Source organism: Erwinia sp. MMLR14_017, from assembly GCF_033657285.1.
Lineage (GTDB): Bacteria > Pseudomonadota > Gammaproteobacteria > Enterobacterales > Enterobacteriaceae > Erwinia.
Window position 1 is genome coordinate 128,858 of record NZ_JAWVWP010000013.1, and the last position, 11,672, is coordinate 140,529.

The 11,672-nt window shown below is 53.0% G+C and carries 10 protein-coding genes and 1 riboswitch; of the genes, 7 read left to right on the forward strand and 3 right to left on the reverse strand.

What is annotated here, in order from left to right; genetic code table 11:
• Positions 1-16: 16 nt before the first annotated feature.
• Together SD961_RS18975 and argH are read left to right on the forward strand one after the other, a co-directional pair.
• The gene (locus SD961_RS18975; protein WP_318791887.1) at positions 17-1,231 is read left to right on the forward strand and encodes an argininosuccinate synthase; all 1,215 of its coding nucleotides are present in this window, start codon (positions 17-19) and stop codon (positions 1,229-1,231) included.
• Positions 1,232-1,325: 94 nt separating this feature from the next.
• Positions 1,326-2,699 (forward strand): argininosuccinate lyase, encoded by a 1,374-nt coding sequence (argH, locus tag SD961_RS18980; RefSeq protein WP_318791888.1) that lies wholly within the window; start codon positions 1,326-1,328, stop codon positions 2,697-2,699.
• 108 nt (positions 2,700-2,807) lie between these two features.
• Here the strand turns inward: argH and SD961_RS18985 are convergent, their stop codons facing one another.
• Positions 2,808-3,539 carry a redoxin family protein gene (locus SD961_RS18985; RefSeq protein ID WP_318791889.1) on the reverse strand — a complete coding sequence of 244 codons (732 nt, stop codon included), beginning with the start codon at positions 3,537-3,539 and terminating at the stop codon, positions 2,808-2,810.
• 126 nt (positions 3,540-3,665) lie between these two features.
• On the opposite strand from SD961_RS18985, the gene oxyR reads away from it, so the two are divergent.
• On the forward strand, positions 3,666-4,592 hold the full coding sequence (gene oxyR, locus SD961_RS18990) for a DNA-binding transcriptional regulator OxyR (protein WP_318791890.1): 927 nt from the start codon (positions 3,666-3,668) through the stop codon (positions 4,590-4,592).
• On the opposite strand, the gene sthA is transcribed toward oxyR, so the two are convergent.
• Entirely contained in the window at positions 4,566-5,966 is a 1,401-nt protein-coding gene (gene sthA, locus SD961_RS18995) for a Si-specific NAD(P)(+) transhydrogenase (RefSeq protein WP_318791891.1), read from the reverse strand. The two genes, oxyR and sthA, sit on opposite strands and share 27 nt — an antisense overlap.
• A 202-nt stretch (positions 5,967-6,168) precedes the next feature.
• Here sthA and fabR point away from each other — a divergent pair, with 202 nt between their 5' ends.
• Positions 6,169-6,810, forward strand: coding sequence for an HTH-type transcriptional repressor FabR (gene fabR / locus SD961_RS19000; RefSeq protein ID WP_318791900.1), 642 nt, complete (start codon positions 6,169-6,171; stop codon positions 6,808-6,810).
• Positions 6,811-6,821: 11 nt separating this feature from the next.
• Positions 6,822-7,175 (forward strand): YijD family membrane protein, encoded by a 354-nt coding sequence (locus tag SD961_RS19005; protein ID WP_318791892.1) that lies wholly within the window; start codon positions 6,822-6,824, stop codon positions 7,173-7,175.
• A gap of 28 nt (positions 7,176-7,203) precedes the next feature.
• Here SD961_RS19005 and trmA read toward each other — a convergent pair whose 3' ends face one another.
• Positions 7,204-8,304: a tRNA (uridine(54)-C5)-methyltransferase TrmA gene (gene trmA, locus SD961_RS19010; protein ID WP_318791893.1), complete on the reverse strand. Its 1,101-nt coding sequence runs from the start codon at positions 8,302-8,304 to the stop codon at positions 7,204-7,206.
• Positions 8,305-8,429: 125 nt separating this feature from the next.
• Positions 8,430-8,610, forward strand: a riboswitch (cobalamin riboswitch).
• Between the two features lie 71 nt (positions 8,611-8,681).
• Here trmA and btuB point away from each other — a divergent pair.
• Together btuB and murI are read left to right on the forward strand one after the other, a co-directional pair.
• Complete coding sequence (gene btuB / locus SD961_RS19015; protein ID WP_318791894.1) at positions 8,682-10,556, forward strand: TonB-dependent vitamin B12 receptor BtuB; 1,875 nt, start codon at positions 8,682-8,684, stop codon at positions 10,554-10,556.
• On the forward strand, positions 10,501-11,367 hold the full coding sequence (gene murI, locus SD961_RS19020; RefSeq protein WP_318791895.1) for a glutamate racemase: 867 nt from the start codon (positions 10,501-10,503) through the stop codon (positions 11,365-11,367). The genes btuB and murI overlap by 56 nt, the downstream gene beginning before the upstream one ends.
• Positions 11,368-11,672: the final 305 nt, after the last annotated feature.

Below are 11,672 nucleotides of genomic sequence, written 5' to 3' on the forward strand. Positions count from 1 at the left end.
ATTCAAGGAAAAGACAATGCAAGACAAGAGCATCAAGAAAATCGTACTGGCTTACTCCGGTGGTCTGGATACTTCCGCAATCATTCCGTGGCTGAAAGAGAACTATGGTGGCTGCGAAGTGGTAGCGTTTGTGGCGGACATTGGTCAGGAGCGCGGCGATCTGGAAGGCGTTGAGCAGAAAGCGTTGCAGTCCGGTGCCTCAGAATGTCACGTGGTCGATTTGCGCGAAGAGTTTATCAGCGATTACGTCTATCCCGTTCTGCAGACCGGTGCGCTGTATGAAGGCACTTACCTGCTGGGTACCTCCATGGCGCGTCCAATTATCGCCAAAGCACAGGTAGAGCTGGCGCTGAAAGTGGGTGCCGATGCCCTGTGCCACGGTGCGACTGGTAAAGGTAATGACCAGGTTCGTTTCGAGACCACCTACACCGCGCTGGCTCCTCAGCTGAAAGTCGTAGCGCCATGGCGTGAATGGGATCTGCGCTCCCGTGAAGCGCTGCTGGACTACCTGAAAGAGCGCAATATTCCGACCACCGCATCGCTGGAAAAGATTTACAGCCGTGACGAAAACGCCTGGCACATCTCCACCGAAGGCGGCGTGCTGGAAAGCCCGTGGAACGCCCCGAATAAAGATTGCTGGGTCTGGACCGTGGATCCGCTGGAAGCGCCGGATCAGCCTGAGCAAGTTACCGTTTCCGTAGAGAAAGGCCGTGTGGTTGCCGTCAACGGCAAAGCACTCAGCCCGTACCAGTGTCTGGAAGCGCTGAACGTGATCGGCGCGAAGCACGGTGTGGGGCGTATCGATATCGTGGAAAACCGTCTGGTGGGTATTAAATCCCGCGGTTGCTACGAAACGCCGGGCGGCACCATTATGGTTAACGCGCTGCGTGCAGTAGAGCAGCTGGTGCTGGATCGCGACAGCTTCAAATGGCGCGAGCAACTGGGCCATGAGATGTCCTACGTGGTTTACGATGGTCGCTGGTTCGCGCCGCTGCGCAAATCGATCCAGGCTGCGGCTGAATCTCTGGCAGCAGAGGTAAACGGTGAAGTGGTGCTGCAGCTGTATAAAGGCCAGGTAACTGCGATTCAGAAGAAATCAGCTAACAGCCTCTATTCCGAAGAGTTTGCTACCTTCGGCGAAGATGAAGTGTACGATCACCGTCATGCTGGCGGTTTCATTCGTCTGTTCTCACTCTCTTCACGCATTCGTGCGCTGAACGAAAAGAAGTAAATTGCCGTTAAGGCACTCAGCGCCGGGGAGAGACAAACGCTCCCCAGGCGCTCCGCATTCTATTTCTCACCAAACGAATTAATGGAGCACTGACATGGCACTTTGGGGTGGACGGTTTACTCAGGCAGCAGATCAACGTTTCAAACAGTTTAATGACTCACTGCGCTTCGACTATCGTCTGGCAGAGCAGGATATTGTCGGATCCGTTGCCTGGTCCAAAGCGCTGGTGACGGTCAATGTTCTGACAGCCGAAGAGCAGCAGCAGCTGGAAAGCGCGCTGAACCTCTTGCTGGAGGAGGTGCGGGCTAACCCACAGCAGATCCTTGCAAGCGATGCTGAAGATATACACAGTTATGTTGAGGGACGCCTGATTGAGAAAGTTGGCGCACTCGGCAAAAAACTTCATACCGGCCGCAGCCGTAACGACCAGGTGGCGACCGATCTGAAACTGTGGTGCAAAGCGCAGGTCAGTGAACTGCTGATCGCCTCTCGCCAGTTGCAGCAGGCGCTGGTGGCGACGGCTGAAGCCAATCAGGATGCCGTGATGCCGGGTTATACGCACCTGCAGCGTGCTCAGCCGGTGACCTTTGCACACTGGTGTCTGGCGTATGTGGAGATGCTTGCCCGTGATGAAAGCCGCCTGCAGGATACGCTCAAACGTCTGGACGTCAGCCCGTTAGGCTGTGGCGCGCTGGCCGGTACCGCCTATGAAATCGACCGTGAGCAGCTGGCAGGCTGGTTAGGCTTCGCTTCTGCCACCCGCAACAGCCTGGATACCGTATCAGACCGCGACCATGTGCTGGAGCTGCTTTCCGATGCCTCTATCGGCATGGTTCACCTCTCCCGTTTCGCAGAAGATCTGATTTTCTTCAATACCGGTGAATCTGGCTTTGTCGAACTCTCTGACAAAGTGACCTCAGGCTCCTCCCTGATGCCGCAGAAGAAAAATCCCGATGCGCTGGAGCTGATCCGTGGCAAATGTGGACGTGTGCAGGGCGCGCTGACCGGCATGATGATGACGCTGAAAGGGCTGCCGCTGGCGTATAACAAAGATATGCAGGAAGACAAAGAAGGGCTGTTTGATGCGCTGGATACCTGGTCAGACTGTCTGCATATGGCGGCGCTGGTGCTGGAAGGTATTCAGGTGAAGCGTCCTCGTTGTCAGGAAGCGGCTGAACAGGGTTATGCCAATGCCACCGAGCTGGCGGATTATCTGGTCGGTAAAGGCGTGCCGTTCCGCGAAGCTCACCATATTGTGGGTGAAGTGGTGGTTGCCGCTATGCAGAAAGGCGTGGCGCTGGAAGCGCTGAAGCTGGAAGAGCTACAGGCCTTCAGCAGCGTGATTAACGACGATGTTTATCCGCTTCTGTCGCTGCAATCCTGCCTGGATAAGCGTAATGCCAAAGGCGGCGTTTCCCCTCACCAGGTCTCTCTGGCGATTACAGACGCGAAAAACCGTCTGGCCTGATCAAAAAAAGGCGGGCACAATGGCCCGCCAAAAAATATTTCGACTTTATTATACGTTTTAGGCACATAAGAGGGCGGGTCAGTGTGGCCTCACCCGTCCAGCTTATTCTTACGCTACGAAAAACTTCTCAAGATCATCGCTACCGCCAATATGACGACCGCCGATAAAGACCTGCGGCACGGTTGCACGACCAGTGACGGCTCTCAGGCTGACGGTAGTGGCATCCTGGCCCAGTACAATCTCTTCATACTGAATACCGCGATCCTGCAGCATCTGTTTAGCTTTGGCACAGAACGAGCAGCCTGGCTTGGTGAACAGCGAAACGGATTCCTGCACCTTAAATTCCGGCGCCAGATAGCGCAGCATGGTGTCGGCATCAGAGACTTCAAACGGGTCGCCCGGCTTGTTGGGTTCTACAAACATTTTTTCCACCACGCCGTTGCGTACCAGCATGGAGTAACGCCATGAGCGGGGACCAAAGCCCAAATCCGCTTTCTCAACCAGCATCTCCATACCGCGGGTAAATTCGCCGTTACCGTCCGGAATAAAAGTAATGTTGGCCGCGTGCTGATCGGCTTTCCAGGCGTTCATCACAAAGGTGTCATTGACGGAGACGCAAAGGATGCTGTCAACGCCATGCTTTTTAAATACGTCAGCAAGCTCGTTATAGCGCGGTAAATGGCTGGATGAGCAGGTTGGCGTAAAGGCACCTGGCAATGAAAAAAGAATCACAGTTTTGTCTTTAAACAGCTCATCAGTTGTTACGTCGACCCAGTTGTCGCCCTGACGCGTGTGAAAAGTGACCTGTGGGACAGACTTACCTTCCTGACTTGCAAACATAAACTACCTCTTATTTAAGGGGACTCTTGCGAACGGGGGACATTATTGCTGCCTGCACTTGATAGGGCTAATCGTTGATTGCTATCCTATCTATCGCCACGGACTATCGTGGCCCGGAGGATAAAAATGAATATTCGTGATCTTGAATACCTGGTGGCTCTGGCGGAACACCGCCATTTCCGGCGTGCGGCAGATTCCTGTCATGTCAGCCAACCTACCCTGAGCGGGCAGATCCGCAAGCTTGAAGATGAACTGGGCGTGATGTTACTGGAGCGCACCAGCCGAAAGGTGCTGTTTACCCAGGCGGGACTGCTGCTGGTCGATCAGGCACGCACGGTGCTGCGTGAGGTGAAAGTGCTGAAGGAGATGGCCAGCCAGCAGGGTGAAGCAATGTCCGGGCCACTGCATATTGGCCTGATCCCGACGGTCGGACCTTATCTGTTACCGCAGATTATTCCGACGCTGCATCAAACGTTTCCGAAGCTGGAAATGTATCTGCACGAAGCGCAGACCCAGCAACTGCTGGCACAGCTGGACAGCGGCAAGCTGGACTGCGCTATCCTGGCGCTGGTGAAAGAGTCGGAAGCCTTTATCGAGGTACCGCTGTTTGATGAACCAATGAAACTGGCGGTGTATCAGGATCACCCGTGGCATGACCGCGATCGCGTGCCGATGTCCGAACTGGCCGGTGAAAAGCTGCTTATGCTGGAGGATGGGCACTGTTTGCGCGACCAGGCGATGGGATTCTGCTTCCAGGCCGGTGCGGATGAAGACACACATTTCCGGGCAACAAGCCTTGAAACGCTGCGTAACATGGTTGCCGCCGGAAGCGGGATCACCTTACTGCCTTCGCTGGCAGTGCCGAAAGAGCGGGTAAGGGACGGCGTCTGCTATCTCTCCTGCTACAAACCGGTGCCTCAGCGTACGATTGCGCTGGTTTATCGTCCAGGGTCGCCACTGCGCAGCCGCTATGAGCAGCTGGCAGAGGCGATTAAAACCCATATGCAAGGCTATATGGATACGCCGTCAGAACAGCCGGTTCAGACCGTTTAACGCCGCTACGCGGTAGGCTTCAGCCATGGTGGGATAGTTAAAGGTGGTATTCACGAAGTACTCAATCGTGTTACCACCGTTTTTCTGCTCCATAATTGCCTGGCCAATGTGGATGATCTCCGCCGCGCGCTCGCCAAAGCAGTGGATCCCCAGGATCTCTTTCGTTTCACGATGGAAAAGGATCTTCAGGCTGCCCACGTTCATGCCGACAATCTGCGCCCGCGCCAGATGTTTAAACTGCGCACGGCCCACTTCATAAGGTACTTTCATTGCCGTCAGCTGTTGTTCGGTTTTCCCTACAGAGCTGATCTCCGGAATGGTATAAATTCCTGTGGGGATATCCTCAATCAGATGGGCAGTTGCTTCCCCTTTGATCAACGCCTGTGCAGCGATACGGCCCTGGTCATAGGCGGCTGAAGCCAGACTTGGATAGCCGATTACATCCCCTACTGCATAAATGTGCGGCTGGGCGGTCTGATACATGCTGTTTACCTTCAGCAAGCCGCGTCCATCCGCTTCCAGGCCCACATTTTCCAGCGACAGGGAATCGGTGTTCCCGGTACGTCCGTTAGCGTAGAGCAGGCAGTCAGCTTTCACCTTTTTGCCTGACTTCAGATGCATGATCACGCCGTCGCTGACGCCTTCAATTTTTTCAAACTCTTCGTTGTGGCGAATAACCACGCCGCTGTTCCAGAAGTGATAGGAAAGCGAATCTGAGATCTCCTGATCGAGAAACGCCAGCAGGTGATCACGGGTATTAATCAGGTCAACCTTCACGTTCAGCCCACGGAAGATCGAAGCATACTCACAGCCTATTACCCCAGCGCCGTAGATGATGACGTGGCCTGGCTCATGATGCAGATTCAGAATAGAGTCGCTGTCGTAAACGCGCGGGTGCGTAAAGTCCACGTCAGCAGGATGGTACGGGCGCGATCCGCAGGCAATAACGAATTTTTCTGCCGTCAGACGCTCGACGGTGCCGTCATGGCTCTCTATCTCAATAGTATTAGCATCTATAAACCGCGCATCACCCTGATAGAGTTCGCAGCGGTTGCGCTCGTAAAAACCCTGACGCATCCGGGTTTGTTGGCTGATCACGTTTTCCGTGTGGTTAAGAATATCAGCAAACGAGGAGCGGAGAAGACGGGTGTGGTCACTGTAAAGCGGATTCTGGTTGAACTCGATAATGCGGCTGACAGCATGGCGAAGCGCTTTAGAGGGGATGGTTCCCCAATGCGTACAACCGCCGCCGATGTTGTGATAGCGTTCGATAACGGCAATGCGTGCGCCCTGTTTGACCAGCCCCATTGCAGCGCCTTCACCGCCGGGACCGGAACCAATCACAATGGCGTCGTAATCATAAGACTGTTGCATACCAATACGTCCTATTTTCTTATACAATTTTTCAACGAGATCATAACATCCCCTTGACCACTTCCCAATTCTAACAGGCTTTTTTGCCATCATTTGACAAAGCGTGGGGTTAACAGGCGTTCACAAAGTAGATGCCACTGTACGCTGAAATTTTTGTTATAGTGCCGGTCAGGCAAGTAAAACAGGCATAAACATGGCTATCTTGGGCGTCAGAGCGCAACAGAAAGAACGGACACGACGTTCGCTGATTGAAGCGGCATTTAGCCAGCTAAGTGCCGAGCGGAGTTTCGCCAGCCTGAGCCTGAGAGAAGTTGCCAGGGAGGCAGGGATCGCGCCTACCTCATTCTATCGTCACTTTCGTGATGTAGATGAGTTAGGGCTAACGATGGTGGATGAAAGCGGACTGATGCTTCGTCAACTGATGCGCCAGGCGCGTCAGCGTATCGCCAAAGGCGGCAGCGTTATTCGCACCTCTGTCTCCACCTTTATGGAGTTTATTGGCAACAATCCAAACGCCTTCCGTCTGCTGTTGCGGGAGCGTTCAGGCACCTCGGCAGCGTTTCGTGCCGCCGTAGCCCGTGAGATCCAGCATTTCATTGCCGAACTGGCGGATTATCTTGAAATTGAAAATCGCATGCCCCGGAGCTTCACAGAAGCGCAGGCGGAAGCTATGGTAATTATCGTATTTAACGCCGGTGCGGAAGCACTGGATATCGATATTGACCAGCGTCGCAAGCTGGAAGAGCGTCTGGTATTGCAGCTGCGGATGATTTCGAAGGGCGCTTATTATTGGTATCGTCGTGAACAGGAGAGGCTGGCGGTGACGCTGGAATCCCATGACTAAAGGAAAGTGACATGAGTTTAGCCACTGGCCGGGACAGAGGTACGCTGTTGCTGGCATTTCTGACCGGATTATCGATCAACGGATCGTTTTCGGTGTTGTTCAGTTCGCTTGTGCCGTTCTCCGTTTTCCCGCTTATTGCACTTGGCCTCTCTGCCTGGTGCCTGCACCAACGTTATCTTAACCGTTCCATGCCAGACGGTATGCCCTCGCTGGCTGCCGCCTTTTTCCTGCTCGGTATTCTCTTGTACAGTGCCATTGTGCGCGCCGAATATCCTGATATCGGTTCCAATTTTATCCCAACCATTCTGATGGTGGCGCTGGTCTTCTGGATTGGCCTGAAACTGCGGGCGCGCAAAACCAACTAGTGCGCAGGCGGCCCGGACCGCCTGGCGGTTAGCGTCGGGTCAGCAGTACGCCACATTCCATATGATGCGTATAGGGGAACTGGTCAAACAGCGCCAGTTTTTCCACCTTATGCGTTTCGGCAAGGGTTGCCAGATTGTCGCACAACGTTTGCGGATTGCAGGAAATATAGAGAATGCGGGGATAAGCCTGCACCATTTTTACCGTTTCTGTATCCAGACCACTGCGTGGCGGATCAACAAAAATCGTTTCACACTGATAACTCTGTAAATCAATACCTTCAAGGCGCTGGAATTTCCGCGCGCCGTTCATCGCTTCGGTAAATTCCTCCGCCGACATACGAATAATCTGCACGTTATCAATACCATTCACCGCGATATTGTACTGCGCAGAGGCAACGGACGGCTTGGCAATCTCTGTCGCCAGTACGCGGTTGAAATTACGGGCGAGAGCAAGTGAGAAGTTACCGTTACCGCAGTACAGCTCCAGCAAATCTCCTGAGGCATTTTTCGTGACTTCCAGCGCCCACTCCAGCATCTGAATATTCATGGCGGCATTCGGCTGCGTAAAGCTGTTCTCCACCTGACGATAGATGATCTCCTTCCCCGCTACCGGCAGAGATTCGTCAACATAATCACGATCCAGGCAAATCTTGGTTTTGGTTGCGCGCCCAATCAGGTGCAGATCGAACCCTTCTGCACGTAATGCATCCCGCAGCGCTTCCGCTTCCCGCTGCCACTCTTCAGTCAGGGTGCGATGATAGAGCAGCGACACCACAATCTGATTGCTTATTGTTGAGAGATAATCGACCTGAAACAGCTTATGGCGCAGCACTTTATTATCGCGAATCAGGGCGATCAGACGCGGCATTACCGCGTTAATAAGCTGGCTGGCGGCCGGGAAGCTCTCAACCCGAATACGTTCCCGGGTCTGCTGGTCGAAAATAATATGGTAGAGATCGTCGCCTTCATGCCAGAGACGGAATTCCGCCCGCATACGATAATGGCTGACCGGTGAACGAAAAACCTCAACCTCCGGTGCGGCGAAAGGAGTCATCAACGTCCTGAGACGGATAACTTTCTCCTCAAGTTGGGCATCATATTGTTCAACGGGCAGCTGTTCGGGCGTCATGCGGTTTCCTGGGTTGAGAGACTTTTATTGCCGGGCGATTGTAGGGATCTGATACGCAATGTCCAGTGTTGTGCTCTGCTGAGCGCTTTTGGATGTCTGGATATCTGGACTTCTCCCAAAGATGAACATAAGATGCGCTTTCCGGCCTTTCAAAGAGTTAAAAGGGAATCCAGTGCAAAGCTGGAGCTGACGCGCAGCGGTATGGAATGTCGTGGCGATTGCAATGCTGACACTGTCTCACGATGGGAAGTCTTCGCCATTTATTGATTCCGAGCCCGAAGACCTGCCGGTATTACGTCGCAATTCATACGATCATCGCGTGCTATCGATCGTAGGCCTGCGGCATCCTGCATGATTTTTTGGATGCTTTGTCAAAAATGATAATCAAAAAAACGCCTCTGTTGGCTTTCAGCGCAACGGCGATTTCCCTCTGGGCGCAAAACGGCTTCGCACAGGAGGCTGATACCACACTTGTTACCACCGCTAACCGCTTTGCTCAGCCGGTCTCTTCCGTACTGGCTCCCACTACTGTAGTTACCCGTGAAGAGATCGATCGCTGGCAGTCCAAAAGTTTGACGGATGTGATGCGTCGGTTGCCGGGAGTGGACATCGCGCAGAATGGCGGTATGGGCCAGCAAGCTTCAATGTTTATCCGGGGAACAGAATCAAGGCATATATTAGTGCTGATCGACGGTATCCGCCTTAATCAGGCTGGTATCAGTGGTTCTTCCGATCTCAGCCAAATCCCCATTTCGCTGGTGCAACGTATTGAGTATATCCGGGGCTCGCGCTCTGCCGTTTATGGCTCTGATGCGATCGGCGGCGTAGTTAACATTATCACCGGACGCAGCAAGCCGGGCACTACGCTGACGGCTGGCGTAGGCTCCAACGGCTATCAGTCTTATGACGGCTCTACCCAACAGATGCTGGGGCAAAATACCCGCGTCACGCTGGCAGGCAACTATACCTATACCAAAGGCTATGATGTTGTCGCTAACTACCCCGATGCTTTTGGTGATACGCCGCAAAAAGATCGTGACGGTTTTATGAGCAAAACGATCTACGGCGCTTTAGAACAGCAGATTAGTGACGAATTTAGTGGGTTCGTTCGTGGTTATGGCTACGACAACCGAACGGCTTATGATGGCAGCCCAACTTACGTTCAGCCTGATACTTATGTAGATACCCGTCAGCTCTACAGTCAGACCTGGGATGGCGGCCTGCGGTTCCATAACGGCATCTATTCCTCTGAACTCACAGCCAGCTATAGCCACACCAAAGATTATAACTACAGCCCTAAACTGGGTCGGTACGATGCCACGGCAACGCTGGATGATTCGCAGCAATATAATCTGCAATGGGGAAATAACATTGCGGTAGGTAATGGCAGCGTCAGCGGGGGCGTTGACTGGCAAAAGCAGACAATCGAACCCGGCACGGCTTATGTTAATGAGAGCCAGCAAGCCACCAATACCGGAATCTATGCCACCGCCCAACAGATGGTGGGTTCTGTTACGCTGGAAGGGGCCGTTCGCGGTGATGACCATTCAGAATATGGCTGGCACAATACCTGGCAGACCAGCGCGGCCTGGGAATTCATTGATGGCTATCGGTTACTGGCAAGTTATGGCACGGCCTTCAAAGCGCCAACGCTTGGCCAGCTCTATGGTGCCTTTGGCGGCAACAGCAATCTTGACCCGGAAGAGAGCAAGCAGTGGGAAGGGGGGATTGAAGGTTTAACAGGAGCGGTAACCTGGCATCTGTCCGGATATCGTAATGACATTGACAGCCTTATCGATTACAACTCGGCTACCAGTGGCTATTACAATATCGGCAAGGCCACTATTAAAGGTATTGAAGCCACGGCTTCATTTGATACGGGCCCAGTCACGCATCAAATCTCTTACGATTATCTGGACCCCCGTAACGGAGAAACGAATGAGATTTTGCTTCGACGCGCTAAACAGCAGGTGAAATATCAACTTGATACCACTATTTATGATTTTGACTGGTCATTAAGCTATCAGTATTTGGGACAACGCTATGACCAGGAGTATTCAGAGGATGCTAACGGCCGCCTCGTGAAACTTGGCGGTATCAGCCTGTGGGATCTCGCCGTTTCTTATCCGGTAACGTCTCAGCTAACCGTTCGTGGTAGAATAGCTAACCTGTTCGATAAAGATTACGAGACGGTATATGGCTATCAAACTCCGGGAAGGGAGTATTACCTCAGCGGCAGCTACACCTTCTAAAGAGCGTCCCACCGTGCTGGTTTTTGATTCCGGTGTCGGTGGGCTGTCAGTCTATGATGAGCTCCGGCAGCTGATGCCGGATCTTCACTACCTTTATGCCTTCGACAACGTGGCCTTTCCTTACGGCGAAAAGTCTGAGGAGTTTATTGTTCACCGTGTGGTCGATATCGTCGAAGCCGTAACCCAACGTTATCCTCTGGCGTTAGCCGTTATAGCCTGCAATTCTGCCAGCACCGTGACTCTCCCTGCACTTCGCGCCCGTTTCGGCTTTCCGGTAGTGGGCGTTGTCCCTGCTATTAAACCGGCTGCGCGCCTGACGCGTAATGGCATAGTTGGTTTACTGGCGACCAGAGGGACCGTCAAACGTCCTTACACGCATGAGCTGGTGGCTCGTTTTGCCGGAGAATGTAAAACCGAGATGCTGGGTTCAGCAGAACTGGTTGAGCTTGCAGAAGCCAAGCTACAGGGCAAGCCCGTTCCACTGGAAGAAGTACGGCGCATTCTGCAACCCTGGCTACGAATGAAAGAGCCGCCCGACACGGTAGTATTAGGATGTACGCATTTCCCTTTATTAAATGAGGAACTGCAACAGGTGCTGCCTGAAGGGACCCGTCTGGTCGATTCCGGGGCGGCTATTGCCCGCCGTACTGCCTGGCTGTTAGAAAATGAGTCACCAGAAGCCTTTTCTTCGGACAGTAATCTCGCTTTCTGTATGGATATTACTGAGCAAGCAGTACAATTAATGCCCGTTTTACAACGTTATGGCTTCGAAAAGCTTGAAAGACTGCCTCTTTTACCCGTTTCTGAGTGAAATTTAGACGGTTGAAAAGTTTTTTGCATTTACCCCTTGCGGCCTGTCAGGAACTCCCTATAATGCGCCTCCACTGACACGGAACAACGGCTTACAGGTCGCCGGGTCAGGAAGAGAAAAGTGAGAAAATCCTTGACTCTTCAGCGGGAAAAAGTAATATCTTCACCCCGCGCCACACGAGAATATGTGGCACTGCTCTTTAACAATTTATCAGACAATCTGTGTGGGCACTCGCAGGATTGATATCAGCGCCGCAAGGCGCAAAAAATATCAAGTCTTAAGAGTGAACACATAATGAAGTTCAT